Raw genomic sequence first — 17,364 nt, 5'->3', positions numbered from 1 at the left:
AGCCTGATCCGGAAAGTGAGCAGCAGCTTTCCGAAAAGATCATGCTTCAGCAACAACCCTAAAGCGCGATGATGGTTCATCCTGATCGCATCGCGCTTTGGCGCGATTTCCCTAGGCCGGCCGCCGCGGCTGCGCTATCCCGGAGCAAGAGCGGGTGTGCGAGGAGACCGGGCGTGGTGACGGCGAATGGCGGGGGTGACGGGGCCGACAGCGCCCCCGGCGCGGCCGGCCGCGGTCGATCGAGACCAGCAACGCCATTCTCGAAAGCGCCTATGCGCTGATGGCGTCCACCGGCCTTGCGGCCACCACCATCGACGCCGTCGCCCGCCACTCCGGCGTCTCCAAGATGACGATCTACAAATGGTGGCCGTCGCGCGAGGCGCTGCTGATCGACGCCTTTCTGCGACATGCGGCGCAGATGCTGCCGCTGCCCCCGGCGAGCTCCGGCAGCCCCGCCGCCCGCGCGCGCCGTCATGCCGCGGCCTATGCCGAGGCACTCCAGGGCGAGTTCGGCAAGGTGCAGCTCGCCGTCATCTCCGAATGCATTTCCAAGACCGGCTCCGCCGAACTTTTCTACGCCCGCTATCTGCAATTCCGTCGCGACGCGCTGGTGAAGATGATCGCGGCGGGCCAGCACGACGGCAGCATCCTGGCCGAAGGCCCGGCCGAGGATCTCTACGACGCGATCTACGGCAGCCTGTTCTACCGCTACGTCTTCGGCATCGCGCCGATCACGCCCAGCTACGCGCGCAATCTGGTCGATCTGATCTTGCGGCCGAAAGCTTAGCCGCGCGCAGGCCGCACTGGAGCCGAGATCTTGTCCGTGCGGTCGCGTTCGGTCATGTCGACCACCGTCTCCATCGGCGCGGTCAGCTCATAGACGTAGGAGACGTCGGTGAAATAGCGCTTGGCGGTGCCGCCGAGCGCCTCGGGGGCGACACGGTCGAGCAGGATCAGGCCGAAATCGGAATCGGGGCGGCGGGTCGCTTCGCTGGTGTTGAACTCCTCCCAGCGAAAATTGAAGATCTCCTCGCTCCCCTCGCCCGTCACCGTCCAATTCGCGGTGATGTGCGGGTGCTTTCCAACCAGCGACAGGCCTTCGTCGGAATGCGAGGCGAGCTCGAAGAACAGCAGCGACAGGCTCTGCGCCGCGCGCGCGCTGACCGCGATATCGGGACCGGTGACGGCGATGCGATCGGCATGCGGGATGGCACGCGCCTCGAACAAGCCTTTCAGCTTCACGCCCTGCCACTGGCTCTCGCTGAGCAGCGAGACCACGTTGGACATGGCGTGGATGCGCCCGATCAGGAGCTCGCGGGCGACGTCGATGTCCGCGCCATGGCGCAAGGTGCGCGTCACGATCGACTGGATCACCGCCAGGATGTTCTTGACCCGGTGGTTGAGCTCGTCGATCACCGCGGTCAGCCGGCGCTCGAAGCCGATTCTGACCTGGATTTCCCGACTGAGCCGCAGATTGTTGTAGGCAACATAGCCGAACAGACCACACACCATGGCAGTGATCGCAAAGCCGATGGCCGCCACGATGATCGCGGTCTGCTCGGCACGGCGCACCGAGTTGGTCTTGGCGTAATAGCCGAGCTGCCAATCGCGGCCACCGAAGCTCACCGTGCGCATCGCCGACGGTGCCGGTCCGTCCGCCACGCTGCGCGTCGAGACCACGCCTTGGTCGTTGGCGATCAGCTCGCCGCCTTCCTTGCGCGGATCCCTGAGCGCCACCGAGAACAACGACATGTCGTCGTTGGTCAACATCAGCGTGGCCAGCTCGTAGGAGAACGTGATGAAGCCGGCCGGCTCGGTCGCCCCTTCGGGAATGACGGGCGCAGCCACGATGACCCCCACGGGTCCGTTTGCGTACAACAGCGGAACCGGGTCCGAAGCCACCGACTTCCTCTCGGTCCTGGCGCGCGTCAGCATGGCGCTGCGAACCGGGTCCTGGTCGTAACTGCGGCCAGGCAGGGCCTTGGTCTCGTCACTGCGCGGCTCGAGATCCAGCAGCACGTCGATCGGCGCGGTGATATCGGCCGGATTGATCGGTTTGTCGTCAAAGCTGCGGATTTTCGGATTCGGGAAGCCGGCGCCCTTGATGGCATCCTGCGCCGCGGTCAGCTCGTCCGGCTTCAGCCGGGCGATCCAGCCGGCCACGACGAAATCCGTCTTGAAGGCGTAGATGGCCGAGCGCAGCGGCTCCAGCATGTTCGGATTGATCACGGACGGCCTGCGGAACAGGCCCGAGGCAACGCGCGCGAGCAGCTCGCGCTCGGTGAGCCGGTCCTGGACCAGGCTGGCATGAACGTCGATTGCGCGCGCGAGCGCGATCCGGTCCAGCGCCAATTCCTGGTCGTGGACGCGATAGGCTGCAAGCCCGGAGAGCAGGGCTCCAAGCAGTGCGATGAAACCGATGATAAAACCCAGCCGGACCACGCGACTACTCAGGCCAATGCAGGAGGTCGGCAATAAACAGGGAGCATATGAACGCCGCTCGAACGGCCGTGTGCCGAAACAGGATGGACTCCAGTGGCGCAGATAATGAAGGAGGAGACATCGGTACGCAACGTAGGTCGCCTGAAAAGCTTAATCCGTCCGGCCGATGGTCCGGCCATGACGAACTGCCCGGGCGCCGGAGGTAGTCAATCGCCGTGTCCGAAATTTGTTCCGTCGTTGCGGCTCGACGGCGAGGTTAACGGCGAAATAAGCGTGCGCCAAGTGGTCGCGCCGTCAGCCAGCCCGTTTCAAGCCGCCTTTGGCCTCGATGAAGCCGACGATGCGCCTCGAGCCCCTGGCTCTTCTTCAGGTTGGTCATGACGAAAGGACGCTCGCCGCGCATGCGCCTGGCGTCCGTGTCCATCTTCTCCAGGGAGGCGCCGACATGGGGGGCGAGGTCGATCTTGTTGATGACCAGAAGATCGGACCGGGTGATGCCGGGGCCGCCCTTGGAGGGGATCTTGTCCCCGGCGGCGACGTCGATCACGTAGATGGTGAGGTCGGCGAGCTCCGGGGAAAAGGTGGCAGCGAGATTGTCGCCGCCGGACTCGATCAGAACGAGATCGAGTCCGGGAAATTTGGCGCGCATGTCCGCGACAGCAGCCAGATTCATCGAGGCATCCTCGCGGATCGCGGTGTGCGGACAGCCGCCGGTCTCGACGCCGGCGATGCGGTCCGGCGTCAGCGAGCCCGAGCGCACCAGGAATTCCGCATCCCATTTGGTGTAGATGTCATTGGTGATGGCGGCGATGTCGTAGCGCTCGCGCATGGCCTTGCAGAGCAGGTCCATCAGCTGGGTCTTGCCCGATCCGACTGGACCGCCGACGCCGACACGCAAGGGGCCGTGAGATTTCGACATGCAACTCGCTCTCTCTCGAAGGGTTAAAGGCGCGGCGCGCTCACGACCGGAACAGCCGCGTATATTGTGTCTCGTGCCGCAAGCTGGCGAGATCCGCGCGGAAGGTCGCGCTGCCGAGGTCGTCCAAGGTCGCGTTCAGCGCGCGATTCGCAGTCGCGGCCACGGCGGCTTCCAGCCTCACCAGCACGCGCTGGCTGTCGGTCTGGCCGAGCGGAACGAGCCGGCTGGCCGCAGAAATCCAGTTCGAGACCAACGCATGCAGGAACGCATGCAGCGTCGGCGCCAGCGGCACGCCGTGCTGAGCTGCGACGACGCCGACGGCGACAGGATAGACCATCGGCGTGCGGCATGCCGCAACCATGGCATCCAGCCCGTCGGCATCCCACGCGGCGCGGGCGATGTCGATGAAGGCACGGCCTTGCGAGCTCGTCTCCAGCTGCCGCTCACGCGAGGGCACGAAGGCTGCGGCCAGCTCGGCGATGTCGTTCAAAGCGGCCTTCTCATCCGCCTCCGCGGCGCGATAGGCGTGGACCAGAAACGTCGCGTCGCAAAAGCCGGAGCCGTCACCGAGCATCGCATCGAGCCAGTCGGCCAACGTTGCCGTGTCGACGATGTCGCCCGCCTCCACCGCCCATTCGATGCCGCTGGAATAGGAGAAGCCGCCGACCGGGAATGCCGGCGACAGCCAGGTCATCAGCCGATACAGCGCCGCCGCCTCGCTCTCGTCGAGGCCACCGGCGCTGATCGGCTCATTTGTGGTCATGAGCATGCTTGTGGCCGTGGTGTTCAGGGTGGTCGCAATGCTCGTCGTGGTGATGGTGGTGGTCGTGACCGTGGTCATGTGAGGCATGACCATGGTGGTCGTGGTGATCATGGCCGTGGTGATCATGGTGATCGTGGCCATGATCATGATGATGGCCGTGATCGTGATGCGCGTGGTCGTCGCGACCATGGGCGTGACCGGCATCTGCGTAGGCGCCGCCTTCGGGGTCGAACGGCGCTTCGATCTCGATCACGCGCGCGCCGAGGCCCTTCACCATGGCCTCGATGACGTGATCCCGGCGAATGCGCAAGGCTTTCGCCATGATCTGGGTCGGCAGATGGCGGTTGCCCAGATGCCAGCCGACACGAATGAGGTGATGCGGATCGCGGCCGCGGATTTCCAGCAGCGGTTCCGGCGCCGCGACCACCTCGACCAGGCGGCCGTCCTCGAGCACCAGCGCATCGCCGCCGCGGAGCGCTGTGGCGTGCTCGAGGTCGAGCAGGAATTCGAGCCCCCGCGTGCCCGTCATCGCCATGCGGCGGCGGTGCCGATCGTCGAAATCGAGCACGACCGTGTCCGCCGGCGCTTCCGTGAAGCGGTGCTGTCCCCTAACCTGCGTCGCCCGGATCATGCTCTACCTCGTTACCGTGTCTCGACCTTCTCGGGCGTGATCACCTCGATCTTCGGCGGCGCCGTGAAGCACTTCACCGCGACGCGGCCGAACGTCTTCATATGCTCCATGCCACGATGCGGCACCAGCGCCTCGGCGTTCTCCCACTGCTCGACGAACACCATCTTGGCAGGATCGGTGACGCTCTCGTGCAGATCGTAGGCGATATTGCCGGGCTCCTTCCGCGTCTCCTTGATGCAGGCGGTGGCCGCTGCAATGAATTCGGCGCGCGTTTCGGGCTTGATGGTCAGGGTGGCGACGACGTAGATCACGAGAAATCCTCCCGGCTTTTCTTCTAGGGTTCAATACCGGGCGGACATTAGACCAGGCGGGACCGAACGCAAAACCGCAAAAAGCCCTCCCCGGACACCCGCCGGGGACATGCGTCGAGGCGCTATTTCAGTACATGAAATAACGCTGCGCCATGGGCAGCACCTCGGCGGGTGCACAGGTGAGCAGCTCGCCATCGGCGCGCACCTCGTAGGTCTCCGGATCGACCTCGATGTCGGGCGTGGCGTCGTTGTGGATCATGCTCTTTTTCGAGATCCTGCCGCGGGTGTTCTGGACGGCATAGAGCTTCTTCTCGATGCCGAGCTTTCGCGCCAGACCAACGGTGATCGCGGCTTTCGAGGTGAATACCACCGACGATGCCGTGCGCGCCTTGCCGAAGGCGCCGAACATCGGCTGGTAGTGCACCGGCTGCGGCGTCGGGATCGAGGCATTGGGATCACCCATGGGCGCCGCGACGATCGTGCCGCCCTTGACGATACAGTCCGGCTTGACGCCGAAGAAGGCCGGCGACCACAGCACGAGGTCGGCGAGCTTGCCCTTCTCCACCGAGCCGATCAGTTTCGACACGCCATGGGCGATCGCCGGATTGATCGTGTATTTGGCGATGTAGCGCTTGACGCGGAAATTGTCGTTGTCCTTGCCCTTGTCCTGCGGCAGAGAGCCACGCTGCTTCTTCATCTTGTCGGCGGTCTGCCAGGTCCGGATGATGACCTCGCCGAGGCGGCCCATCGCCTGCGAGTCCGAGGACATCATCGAGAGCGCGCCGAGATCGTGCAGGATGTCCTCCGCGGCGATGGTCTCTTTCCGGATGCGGCTTTCAGCGAAGGCCAGATCTTCCGCGATCGAAGGGTCGAGGTGGTGGCACACCATCAGCATGTCCAGATGCTCGTCGATGGTGTTGCGGGTGAAGGGCCGCGTCGGGTTGGTCGAGGACGGCAGCACATTCTTGAGGCCGGCGACCTTGATGATATCAGGCGCGTGACCGCCGCCGGCGCCTTCGGTGTGGAAGGCGTGGATGGTGCGGCCCTTGAAGGCCTTGATGGTGTCCTCGACGAAGCCGGACTCGTTCAGCGTGTCGGTGTGGATCATCACCTGGATGTCGTGCGCGTCGGCAACCGACAGGCAATTGTCGATCGCAGCCGGCGTCGTGCCCCAATCCTCGTGCAGCTTGAGCGCGCAGGCGCCGGCCTTGATCATCTCGACCAGGGCTGCGGGCCGCGAGGCGTTGCCCTTGCCGGAGATGCCGAGATTGACCGGGAAGGCGTCGAACGACTGGATCATCCGTGCGATATGCCACGGTCCCGGCGTGCAGGTGGTGGCGAAGGTGCCGTGCGAGGGACCGGTGCCGCCGCCCAGCATCGAGGTGACGCCACTCATCAGCGCGTGTTCGATCTGCTGCGGACAGATGAAATGGATGTGGCTGTCGAAGCCGCCGGCGGTGAGGATCTTTCCTTCGCCCGCGATCACGTCGGTGCCGGGACCGATGATGATGGTGACGCCGGGCTGGATGTCGGGATTGCCGGCCTTGCCGATGCCTGCGATCAGGCCGTCCTTGATGGCGACGTCGGCTTTGACGATGCCCCAATGGTCGACGATCAGCGCATTGGTGATGACGGTATCGGCCGCGCCCTGCTTGTTGGTGACCTGCGACTGCCCCATGCCGTCGCGGATCACCTTGCCGCCGCCGAATTTCACCTCCTCGCCATAGGTGGTGAAATCCTTCTCGACCTCGATGATGAGGTCGGTGTCGGCGAGCCGCACCCTGTCGCCGGTGGTCGGGCCGAACATGTCGGCATAGACGGAACGCTTCATCTTGACGGACATCACGAGCCCCGCTTGCGTTGGAATGTTTGGGTGGTCACAGCAACGCTCTTGCTGCTTTGACGGCATCATCGAATCTTTCGTCGAGCCACGCATTGCCCCCGCGGCAACCCGCCGCGACTTGCGTGGCCCATTCGATGTAGTCGGCGAGATCGTCGCGCTCCGCGGCACTCGGATCGGAATGGATCCGCGCGCCAATATTGCTGATCTTATCGGCAATCTTGATCAACTTGGCGCCGGGCGATTTCTTCGGTGCCTCGAGCACCTGAAGCCGCCGCCGCTCGGCCTTGGGCAGGTTCATGTCATCGGTGCATTCGGCGACGAGCGATGCGACACGCTCGGAGAATCGCTGCGCAAGCTCCTTGCGCGTGGTGTCGGTGTCTTCGATCGTATCATGCAGCCAGCCGGCCGCGACCAGCTCGGCATCGGCGCCGTCGGTCGCGGTCGCCAACAGGTTCGCGACCTCCGCGAGATGATTGATGTAAGGCTCGTTGCCGCGGCCCTTGCGCGCCATGCCGTTGTGGCGCTGCGCGGCCAGCTCGGCGGCTTCGGAGACGAGGCGGATCGGGGATAGCATGCTCATGCCACCGTCGAGTCATCGGAGGCACCGCTCTCTCCGTTCCCTCCCCCCTTGCGGGGGAGGGTCAGGGAGGGGGTGCTCCGGGCTCCGCTGCCTGAAGGATGGCAAGAGCCACGCCCTCCAGGTTCTTCATGACGTCGTCATTGGTGAAGCGAAGCACGCGATAGCCGCGGGATCCGAACCATTGGTCGCGCCGCTCGTCATGCTGGATACGTTCTTCGAAGTCGTGGCTTTCACCGTCGATTTCAACGATGAGTCTGCAGGAATGTGCGACGAAATCGGCGAGGTAGTTGCCCATGGGAGCTTGCCGGCGAAAGCCGAGGCGAGCCAAACGATGGGCTTTGAGATGGCGCCACAGCAGCGTCTCTGCACGCGTCATCGCGCGCCGCAATTCGCAAGCGCGGGTTCTTTGCAATTGAGAGACCTCGTCGTGTGGCATACCCCCCTCCCCGGCCCTCCCCCGCAAGGGGGAGGGAGCGAGACAGCTGTGCTCACCTCACTGCAGATCACGGCACTCATCTCAGCTTACGATCACAGCTTTTCCATGACGTCCCCGCGGAAGCCGTAGATCGTCTTCTTGCCCGCCAAGGCGACGAGTTGCACGTCGCGGGTCTGGCCGGGCTCGAAGCGGACGGCGGTGCCGGCGGCGATGTCGAGGCGCATGCCGCGGGCTTTCTTCCGGTCGAACTTCAACGCGGGATTGGTTTCGAAGAAATGGTAGTGCGAGCCGACCTGGATCGGGCGGTCGCCGGTGTTGGCCACCGTCAGCGTCACGGTCTTGCGGCCGGCATTGAGCTCGATCTCGCCGTCCTGGATGAAGAGTTCGCCGGGGATCATGTCTGTCTTCCTCTGTCATTCCGGGGCTCGCGCAGCGAGAACCCGGAATCTCGATCAACAATCTCGGGATTCCGGGCTCGCCCTGCCGGCGCCCCGGAATGACGAATTCAGATTACCGGATCGGCTCGTGCACGGTGACGAGCTTGGTGCCGTCAGGAAACGTCGCCTCGACCTGGATGTCGTGGATCATCTCGGGAATTCCCGGCATCACCTGGTCGCGGGTCAAGACCTGCGCGCCGGATTGCATCAGTTCGGCGACGGTGCGGCCGTCGCGCGCCCCTTCCAGGATGAAGTCGGAGATGATGGCGATCGCCTCGGGATGGTTGAGCTTGACGCCGCGATCCAGCCGCCGGCGGGCCACGATCGCCGCCATCGAGATCAGAAGCTTGTCCTTTTCGCGGGGAGACAGGTTCATGCAGAATCTCTTCCGTTCAACTCGTCAGTTCAGCATTCAATTCAGCCAGAGCCGCGGCAGGGCCGCGCCGGTGCGCCCCAGCACTGCCATCATGTCGGCGCGCAAGGCCACCGCATCTTGGGCACAGAACCGCGCCATTGCAAAGCCATTCCAGGCCGAGATTCCGACCTCGCCGGCGAAGGATTCCGACGCTTCGCGGATGCGCTCGACCAGGGCCTCGTCGCCGGGCACGATCAGGGCGGTGCCGATCGCGGCGCCGCCTTTGGCAATGGCCGATCGCGCGAGCTTTGCGCCGATGTTGCCGTCGAGCCGGACGGTCTCGGCGAATACCAGCCTGCCGCCATGCCTCAGCCGCCAGCGGTCGACGAACTCGCCCTGCTCCATCCGCTCGCCCATGGCGGTGCGGCCGAACACGACGATCTCGCAGAGCAGGAGCGAGGCAGCCTCGTCGAGCGCGATGTCGAAACGGCGCTGCACCCGGGCGCGGTCGAACAGGATGGTTTCCTGCGGCAGCCAGGACAGATGCGCCCCCGCGCCGATCTGCAAAGCGATATTGAGCTGCGCTGCCGGCCCCGGTGCGCGATAGACCTTTTCGGCGGCCGCCGTCGTCAGCGTCAGGCGCGAGCCTCGGCCCGCCGTGACGTCGATATCGAAACTGTCGCCGCCTGCAACGCCGCCGGCCGTGTTGACGAACACGCCGGACAGGCCCTGATCTTCCGGCGAGGGAAAGCGGACGCGGAGCGAGCCGGATTCATGCAAGGCGCCGCGCCGCGTCACGCCCTCGCGGCCGTGCACGTCGAAGCGCACGGCGCCGCGGGCGCGGTTGGCCTCGAACACAGAAGATGTCGTCAAAGTGTCGCTGCGCATCCGTCTCCCCAGCCGGTCGCGGCAGATAGTCTACAGCGCCATCTGGCGGCTGATCTCGCTCGCGTCGAGGTTGGCGCGGTCGCAGGTGAACTTCACCGCGCCGCGATCCATCACCGCGAAACTGTCGCCGAGTTCGCAGGCAAAGTCGAGATATTGTTCGACCAGCACGATGGCGATGTTGCCGAGGTTGCGCAGGTACGAGATGGCGCGGCCGATGTCCTTGATGATCGAGGGCTGGATGCCCTCGGTGGGCTCGTCCAGCAGCAGCAGCTTCGGCCGCATCACCAGCGCGCGGCCGATCGCGAGCTGCTGCTGCTGGCCGCCGGAGAGGTCGCCGCCGCGCCGGCCCAGCATGGATTGCAGCACCGGAAACAGCGAGAACACGTCGTCCGGAATGTGCTTGTCCTCGCGCTTGAGCGGGCCGAAGCCGGTCTTGAGGTTCTCCTCGACCGTCAGCAGCGGGAAGATCTCGCGGCCCTGCGGCACGAAGCCGATGCCCTTGCGGGCGCGCTCATAGGGCTTCAGGCCGGTGATGTCACTGCCGTCGAGCATGATGGCGCCCGAGGCGATCGGATATTGGCCGACCATCGCCCGCAGCAGCGAGGTCTTGCCGACGCCGTTGCGGCCGAGCACGCAGGTGACCTTGCCCGGCTCGGCCGAGATCGAGACGCCGCGCAACGCCTGGGCGGCGCCGTAGAACAGGTTGATGTTCTTGACCTCAAGCATCGCTCAGCGCCCCAGATAAACTTCGATGACCCGCTCGTTGGACGAGACCTGGTCGATGGTTCCTTCCGCCAGCACCGTGCCCTCGTGCAGGCAGGTGACCTTGACGCCAAGCTCGCGCACGAAGGTCATGTCGTGCTCGACCACCATCACGGTGTGGGTCTTGTTGATCTCCTTCAGCAGCTCGGCGGTGAGATGCGTCTCGACGTCGGTCATCCCCGCGACGGGCTCGTCGACGAGCAGCAGCTTGGGATCCTGCGCCAGCAGCATGCCGATCTCCAGCCATTGCTTCTGGCCGTGGCTGAGGCTGCCGGCAAGGCGGTTGCGGGCGTCGGTGAGGCGGATCGTCTCCAGAACCTTGTCGATGCGCTCGGACTCGGCCCTGCTGCCGCGCCAGAACAGCGTGCCCTTGACGCTGTGGTCGACGTTCAGCGCGAGCAGGAGGTTGTCCTGCACGGTCTGGCTCTCGAACACGGTCGGTTTCTGGAATTTGCGGCCGATGCCGAGCTCGGCGATGCGGGTCTCGTCGAGCCGCGTCAGATCGGTGACGCCGTCGAACAGAACCGTCCCCTCGTCAGGCTTGGTCTTGCCGGTGATGATGTCCATCATCGTGGTCTTGCCGGCGCCGTTCGGACCGATGATGGCGCGCATCTCGCCGGGCTCGAGCGTCAGCGACAGATTGTTGATGGCGTGGAAGCCGTCGAACGAGACGTGCACGCCGTCGAGATAGAGCATTGCGGACGTGGTGCGGCTGTCCATGACGTTCATGTGCGCCTACTCCGCCATCTTGGGTTCGGTGACACCGTCCTCGGCCGCGGCGCTCGCCACGGTCGCGGCGTTGCGCTTTTCCTTGGAATGATCCCACCAGGCGTTGAACGTGCCGACGATGCCCTTGGGCAGCAGCAGCGTCACCAGGATGAACAACGCGCCCAGCATGAACAGCCAATACGGCGCGAGCACGCCCGAGGTGAAGAACGTCTTGGCATAGTTGACGACGACGGCGCCGAGCGCGGCGCCGACCAGCGTGCCGCGGCCGCCGACCGCGACCCAGATCACCGCCTCGATCGAATTGCCCGGCGCGAACTCGGATGGATTGATGATACCGACCTGCGGCACGTAGAGCGCGCCGGCGACGCCGGCCATGCAGGCCGACACCGTGAACACGAACAGCTTGTAGGATTCGACCCGGTAGCCGAGGAATCGCGTGCGCGATTCCGCGTCGCGCACCGCGATCAGCACCTTGCCGAGCTTCGACGAGACGATGGCGCGGCAGATCAGGAAGCCGGCGATCAATGCCAGGCAGCTCAACGCAAACAAGGCAGCGCGCGTCCCTTCGGCCTGAACGTTGAAGCCGAGGATGTCCTTGAAGTCGGTCAGGCCGTTGTTGCCGCCGAAGCCGAAATCGTTGCGGAAGAAGGCGAGCAGCAGCGCATAGGTCATCGCCTGCGTGATGATCGACAGGTATACGCCGGTGACGCGGGAGCGGAAGGCGAGCCAGCCGAAGCAGAAGGCGAGCAGCCCCGGCACGACCAGCACCATCAGCGCCGCGAACCAGAACATGTCGAAGCCGTACCAGTACCAGGGCAGCTTCGAATAGTTCAGGAACACCATGAAATCCGGCAGGATCGGATTGCCGTAGACGCCACGGGTGCCGATCTGCCGCATCAGGTACATGCCCATCGCATAGCCGCCGAGCGCAAAGAAAGCGCCGTGGCCGAGCGATAGGATGCCGCAATAGCCCCAGATCAGGTCGATCGACAGCGCCAGGATCGCGTAGCAGACATACTTGCCCCAGAGCGCGACCAGATAGGTCGGCACCTGCAGGAACGAGCCCGCGGGCAGCAGCAGGTTGGAGAGCGGGATGAGGATGCCGCAGGCCGCGACGACGGCAAGGAAGATCGTCGCGCTGCGATCCAGCGATCGTGTCAGCATGTGAGGGGTCATGCTTCCACCGCACGGCCCTTGAGCGCGAACAGGCCGCGCGGGCGCTTTTGAATGAACAGGATGATCAGGACCAGGATGGCGATCTTGCCGAGCACGGCGCCGGCGACCGGCTCCAGGAACTTGTTGGCGATGCCGAGCGTGAAGGCGCCGACCAGCGTGCCCCAGAGATTGCCGACCCCGCCGAACACCACGACCATGAAGCTGTCGATGATGTAGCTCTGGCCGAGATTGGGGCTGACATTGTCGATCTGCGACAGCGCCACCCCGGCGATACCGGCAATGCCCGAACCGAGACCGAAGGTCAGAGCGTCGACGCGCGAGGTCGCGATGCCCATCGAGGCCGCCATGCGGCGGTTCTGCGTCACCGCGCGCATCTCGAGGCCCAGCGCGGTGTAGCGCAGCATCGCGAGCAGGATCGCGAACACGGCAAGCGTAAAGAGCAGGATCCAGAGCCGGTTATAGGTGATGGTGATCTGGCCGAGCTCGAACGCACCGCTCATCCAGGAGGGATTGCCGACCTCGCGGTTGGTCGGGCCGAACATGGTGCGCACCGCCTGCTGCAGCACCAGCGAGAGGCCCCAGGTCGCAAGCAGCGTCTCCAGCGGACGACCGTAGAGGAAGCGGATGATGCTGCGCTCGATCAAGACGCCGATCGCGCCGGCGACGAGGAAGGCGAGCGGCACGGCGATCAGCAGCGAATAGTCGAACAGGCCGGGATAGCGGGTGCGGATCACCTCCTGCACCACGAAGGTGGTGTAGGCCCCGAGCATCACCATCTCGCCATGCGCCATGTTGATCACGCCCATCACGCCGAAGGTGATCGCGAGCCCGATCGCGGCGAGCAGCAACACCGAGCCGAGCGAGAGGCCGTACCAGGCGTTCTGCACCATGGACCAGACCGCGAGCGAACTCTGGATCGAGCCGATCGCGCTCGCGGCCGCCTTGGTCACCGAGGCCGGCTGGTCGCCCATGCCGGTGAGCAGCGCCATCGCGTCCTGGTCGCCGCGCGCCTTGAGCGTGGCCACGGCCTCGAGCTTCTCGACCTCGGTCGCATCGGACTTGAACAGCAGGATGGCGGCGCGAGCCTCGCCGAGGGCCGTCTTGACCGCTCTGTTGCCTTCCTTGGCGAGCGCGGCATCGACCGCATCGAGCGCCGTCTCCTCATGCGACTTGAAGACCGATTGCGCGGCCTGCAGGCGCGTTCCGACATCCGGCGATTGCAGCGTCAGGCCGCCGAGCGCGGCATCGACGCTGCGGCGCAGACGATTGTTGAGGCGCACCGCGCTCGCGCTATCGGGAACGCTGGCCACCGCCTCGCCGGTCGCGGCGTCGATCGACTTGCCGTCGGTGCCGGTGACGTAAACCTTCTTGCTGTCCGGATCGGCCATCAACCGGCCGTCCTGGAGCGCGCTGATGATGGGGAAGGCCAGCTTGTTGCCGCTGCTCGCAACTGCGCCGATCGCCTCTTCCGTGTCGGAGAAATCGTCATTGGCGAATTTGGCGACTCCGTCCTCGAACGGACCGGCGAAGGCCGGCAGCGCAAACGCGATCAGCAACAACGAGAGCGCAAGCGAGCAGAGGCGCGCGGACAAATAGGCTGGCACTGTGAATGACCCCGGCGGAAATGGGTGGAGAAGGCGGCGGGATCGCCGCCTTCTCCGGTCGTGCAATGCAATGTCAGATCCGGATCAGGAGCCGGAACCGAGGCACTTGTTGGTCTTGGTGTTGAAGTTGCCGCACTTCTTGCCGACCCAGTCGCCGACCAGGTCCTTGGAGCCGTCGAGCTCCTTCGACCAGGCATCGCCCGCGACGAGGCCGGGAGTCTTCCAGACCACGTCGAACTGGCCGTTGCCCTTGATCTCGCCGATGAACACCGGCTTGGTGATGTGGTGGTTCGGCAGCATCTTCGACACGCCGCCGGTCAGGTTCGGCGCTTCGATGCCGGGAAGCGCGTCGATCACCTTGTCCGGATCGGTCGACTTCACCTTCTCGACCGCCTTCACCCACATGGCGAAGCCGATCACATGCGCTTCCATCGGATCGTTGGTCACGCGCTTCGGATTCTTGGTGTAGGCCTGCCAGTCCTTGATGAACTTCTCGTTCGATCCGTCCTTGGTCTTGATCGACTGGAAGTAGTTCCAGGCGGCGAGATGGCCGACCAGCGGCTTGGTGTCGATGCCGGCGAGCTCTTCCTCACCGACCGAGAACGCCACCACCGGGATGTCCTTCGCCTTGATGCCCTGGTTGCCGAGCTCCTTGTAGAAGGGAACGTTGGCATCGCCGTTGATGGTCGAGACCACCGCGGTCTTCTTGCCGGCCGAGCCGAACTTCTTGATGTCGGCCACGATCGTCTGCCAGTCGGAGTGACCGAACGGCGTGTAGTTGATCATGATGTCGTCCTGGGCGACACCCTTGGACTTGAGATAGGCTTCCAGGATCTTGTTGGTGGTGCGCGGATAGACGTAGTCGGTGCCCGCGAGCACCCAGCGCTTCACCTTCTCTTCCTTCATCAGATAGTCGACGGCGGGGATCGCCTGCTGGTTCGGCGCCGCACCCGTGTAGAACACGTTGCGCTCGCTCTCCTCACCCTCGTACTGCACGGGGTAGAACAGGATGTTGTTCAGCTCCTTGAAGACCGGGAGCACCGACTTGCGCGAGACCGAGGTCCAGCAGCCGAACACGACCGCGACCTTGTCCTTGGTGATCAACTCGCGCGCCTTCTCGGCGAACAGCGGCCAGTTCGACGCGGGGTCGACGACGACGGCTTCGAGCTTCTTGCCGAGAACGCCGCCCTTCTTGTTCTGCTCGTCGATCAGGAAGAGGATGGTGTCCTTCAGCGTGGTTTCGCTGATCGCCATGGTGCCGGACAGAGAGTGCAGCACGCCGACCTTGATGGTGTCGTCCGCGGCCTTCGCGCCAGTCAATGAAGCCAGACCGAGCATCAGTCCGGCGGTCGCGGCGAGCACGCCGCGGCGGCTAAATGATGCCGCTATATCGTGAGTAGATTTGCTAAGCATGAGTGTCTCATCTCCCTGACGCAGACGTGAAAAACGCTGCGAAACGGCCCCACGGCCGCCTGCGATTAATGGATTCGCAAGAACCATGCCATGGGCTGAACACCGACCAATTAATTGATTTTGCTATGAAAAATTCGAGAAAACGGAGTCTGACGACGAGCGAACCGCTTAAATCTTGGGCAACTGAAATGTATGCCAAAGCGGCAGGCTGGTCATTTTTTAAGCAAATTCCCCCGCCTGGCTAAATTTCCGGCATAACTATTTCTGCACTGCAATCGCCATTTCGCGCCAGCCTGCCTTGAAAGCGCCCCTTGGATGTTCCATATGAGCAGCCGAGACCTCTTGCGAATCAAGAGGTCGTTGCGAGCCGCGTGTTCTTAAGCCCCTCCGGGCGTCTGGCTTGCCCCATATCTCCCAAGCCATCCGACACCCTAAACACGCAGGTGTCTTCTCGACACCCTTTTGCGCGCGCCGCGCCGAATGCGCCGGGCGCCCGCTTTTGACATGGAAAGAACCCACCTTTTGACTTCGTTTCAGGATTTCGGCCTCGCCGAACCGATCGCGCGTGCTCTCGCCGAAGAGAACTACGTCACTCCCACCCCCATCCAGGCCCAGACCATCCCGATCGCGCTGACCGGGCGCGACGTCGTCGGCATCGCCCAGACCGGCACCGGCAAGACCGCCTCGTTCGCGCTGCCGATCCTGCACCGCCTGCTCGAGCATCGCATCAAGCCGCAGCCCAAGACCTGCCGGGTGCTGGTGCTGTCGCCCACCCGCGAACTGTCCGGCCAGATCCTCGACAGCTTCAACGCCTATGGCCGCCACCTGCGCCTCGCCTCGACGCTGGCCATCGGCGGCGTGCCGATGGGCCGCCAGGTCCGCGCCCTGATGCAGGGCGTCGATGTGCTGGTCGCCACCCCCGGGCGCCTGCTCGACCTCGTGCAGAGCAACGGATTGAAGCTTTCGAACGTCGAGTTCCTCGTGCTGGACGAGGCCGACCGCATGCTCGACATGGGCTTCATCAACGATATCCGCAAAATCGTCGCCAAGCTGCCGATCAAGCGGCAGACGCTGTTCTTCTCGGCCACCATGCCGAAGGACATCGCCGAGCTCGCCGACGCCATGCTGCGCGACCCCGCACGCGTCGCGGTGACCCCGGTGTCCTCGACCGCCGAGCGGATCAACCAGCGCATCGTCCAGGTCGACTTCTCCGCCAAACCGGCGTTCCTGACCAAGCTTCTGAAGGATGAGCCGGTCAACCGCGCACTGGTCTTCACCCGCACCAAGCACGGCGCCGACAAGGTGGTGAAGTCGCCTCGAGAAGGCCGGCATCCCTGCCAGCGCCATCCACGGCAACAAGTCGCAGAACCATCGCGAGCGCACGCTGGCCCAGTTCCGCTCGGGCGAGATCCGCACCCTGGTCGCCACCGACATCGCCGCCCGCGGCATCGACGTCGACGGCATCAGCCACGTCATCAATTTCGACCTGCCCAACGTGCCGGAAACCTATGTCCACCGCATCGGCCGCACCGCGCGCGCCGGCGCCGAGGGCACCGCGATCTCGCTGGTGGCCGGCGGCGAGGAGCTCAGCTATCTCCGCGACATCGAGCGGCTGATCCGCGTGGCGTTGCCGCGCGAAGACCACCGCACCGATGCCGGTCGCCGCGACGCCGGTCCTCCCCCGCCGCAGCAACGGCAGGGCCGACCGGGTGGCCGCCCGGGCCAGCGTCAGCAGGGCGCCCGGCACGGCGACGGACGGCGTGGCGACGAACGGCATGCTGACGGACGTCATCACAGCGCCGGCAGGCCGGCCGACGCACGGTCCGGCGAAGGACGTCATGGCGAGGGCAGACCTGTTGATGGCAGGCCGGGAGAAGGCCACAAGGCCTCCAAGGGGTCTCGCCGCGGCCGTGGTCCTGGTGGTAGGATGAACTCCTCACCCGCCGATCGGTCGGAACAGCGTCCAGCGCATAGCGCCGGCAAGCCTGATGGAATACAAGGCGTTGCCTTTTTGCGTCGCGAGAGCCGCCCCAACGGCCGACCGAACCGCAATCCTCATTCGAACTAACAGTCTA

Annotated in this window: 15 protein-coding genes and 3 pseudogenes; 2 read left to right on the top strand and 16 right to left on the bottom strand. The window is 64.7% G+C overall.

The features are described from left to right. Positions 1–173 precede the first annotated feature (173 nt). Positions 174–787: pseudogene (locus ACETMP_RS28125) on the top strand (TetR/AcrR family transcriptional regulator). On the opposite strand, the gene ACETMP_RS28120 reads toward ACETMP_RS28125, so the two are convergent. From ACETMP_RS28120 to urtA, 16 genes and pseudogenes are all read right to left on the bottom strand, one after another. Continuing rightward, the gene (locus tag ACETMP_RS28120; protein WP_375158685.1) at positions 784–2,442 is read right to left on the bottom strand and encodes an HWE histidine kinase domain-containing protein; all 1,659 of its coding nucleotides are present in this window, start codon (positions 2,440–2,442) and stop codon (positions 784–786) included. The pseudogene ACETMP_RS28125 and the gene ACETMP_RS28120 sit on opposite strands and share 4 nt — an antisense overlap. 294 nt (positions 2,443–2,736) lie before the next feature. Continuing rightward, a pseudogene (gene ureG, locus ACETMP_RS28115) lies at positions 2,737–3,361 on the bottom strand (urease accessory protein UreG). Between the two features lie 40 nt (positions 3,362–3,401). Further along, entirely contained in the window at positions 3,402–4,130 is a 729-nt protein-coding gene (locus tag ACETMP_RS28110; RefSeq protein ID WP_375162010.1) for an urease accessory protein UreF, read from the bottom strand. Beyond that, complete coding sequence (locus ACETMP_RS28105) at positions 4,111–4,755, bottom strand: urease accessory protein UreE (protein ID WP_375158684.1); 645 nt, start codon at positions 4,753–4,755, stop codon at positions 4,111–4,113. The genes ACETMP_RS28110 and ACETMP_RS28105 overlap by 20 nt, the downstream gene beginning before the upstream one ends. Positions 4,756–4,766: 11 nt before the next feature. Further along, complete coding sequence (locus ACETMP_RS28100) at positions 4,767–5,066, bottom strand: putative quinol monooxygenase (RefSeq protein ID WP_018318764.1); 300 nt, start codon at positions 5,064–5,066, stop codon at positions 4,767–4,769. A gap of 127 nt (positions 5,067–5,193) precedes the next feature. After that, positions 5,194–6,909: an urease subunit alpha gene (ureC, locus tag ACETMP_RS28095; protein ID WP_375158683.1), complete on the bottom strand. Its 1,716-nt coding sequence runs from the start codon at positions 6,907–6,909 to the stop codon at positions 5,194–5,196. Between the two features lie 34 nt (positions 6,910–6,943). After that, positions 6,944–7,483 (bottom strand): HD domain-containing protein, encoded by a 540-nt coding sequence (locus ACETMP_RS28090; protein WP_375162009.1) that lies wholly within the window; start codon positions 7,481–7,483, stop codon positions 6,944–6,946. Between the two features lie 67 nt (positions 7,484–7,550). Further along, the gene (locus ACETMP_RS28085) at positions 7,551–7,925 is read right to left on the bottom strand and encodes an endonuclease domain-containing protein (protein ID WP_375158682.1); all 375 of its coding nucleotides are present in this window, start codon (positions 7,923–7,925) and stop codon (positions 7,551–7,553) included. Positions 7,926–8,017: 92 nt separating this feature from the next. Further along, positions 8,018–8,323 (bottom strand): urease subunit beta, encoded by a 306-nt coding sequence (locus ACETMP_RS28080; protein WP_375158681.1) that lies wholly within the window; start codon positions 8,321–8,323, stop codon positions 8,018–8,020. 112 nt (positions 8,324–8,435) lie between these two features. Continuing rightward, a complete protein-coding gene (locus ACETMP_RS28075) occupies positions 8,436–8,738 on the bottom strand; it encodes an urease subunit gamma (protein ID WP_007605424.1) in 303 nt (100 codons plus the stop codon). 36 nt (positions 8,739–8,774) lie between these two features. Further along, positions 8,775–9,605 carry an urease accessory protein UreD gene (locus ACETMP_RS28070; protein WP_375158680.1) on the bottom strand — a complete coding sequence of 277 codons (831 nt, stop codon included), beginning with the start codon at positions 9,603–9,605 and terminating at the stop codon, positions 8,775–8,777. A 30-nt stretch (positions 9,606–9,635) separates the two neighbouring features. Then, complete coding sequence (urtE, locus tag ACETMP_RS28065) at positions 9,636–10,331, bottom strand: urea ABC transporter ATP-binding subunit UrtE (protein WP_028138521.1); 696 nt, start codon at positions 10,329–10,331, stop codon at positions 9,636–9,638. A 3-nt stretch (positions 10,332–10,334) separates the two neighbouring features. Continuing rightward, a complete protein-coding gene (urtD, locus tag ACETMP_RS28060) occupies positions 10,335–11,096 on the bottom strand; it encodes an urea ABC transporter ATP-binding protein UrtD (protein WP_375158679.1) in 762 nt (253 codons plus the stop codon). Between the two features lie 6 nt (positions 11,097–11,102). Further along, on the bottom strand, positions 11,103–12,272 hold the full coding sequence (gene urtC, locus ACETMP_RS28055; protein WP_375158678.1) for an urea ABC transporter permease subunit UrtC: 1,170 nt from the start codon (positions 12,270–12,272) through the stop codon (positions 11,103–11,105). Continuing rightward, on the bottom strand, positions 12,269–13,876 hold the full coding sequence (urtB, locus tag ACETMP_RS28050) for an urea ABC transporter permease subunit UrtB (RefSeq protein ID WP_375158677.1): 1,608 nt from the start codon (positions 13,874–13,876) through the stop codon (positions 12,269–12,271). Before urtB ends, urtC begins: the two co-directional genes overlap by 4 nt. An 84-nt stretch (positions 13,877–13,960) precedes the next feature. Further along, the gene (gene urtA, locus ACETMP_RS28045; protein ID WP_375158676.1) at positions 13,961–15,289 is read right to left on the bottom strand and encodes an urea ABC transporter substrate-binding protein; all 1,329 of its coding nucleotides are present in this window, start codon (positions 15,287–15,289) and stop codon (positions 13,961–13,963) included. A 480-nt stretch (positions 15,290–15,769) separates the two neighbouring features. Between urtA and ACETMP_RS28040 the strand changes: the two are divergent. Next, positions 15,770–17,357, top strand: a pseudogene (locus tag ACETMP_RS28040) (DEAD/DEAH box helicase). Positions 17,358–17,364: the final 7 nt, after the last annotated feature.

The organism is Bradyrhizobium dasycarpum, from assembly GCF_042019905.1.
GTDB lineage: Bacteria > Pseudomonadota > Alphaproteobacteria > Rhizobiales > Xanthobacteraceae > Bradyrhizobium > Bradyrhizobium japonicum_B.
Note: the sequence above shows the minus strand (reverse complement) of the source record. Positions and strands in the feature narration are given on the sequence as shown.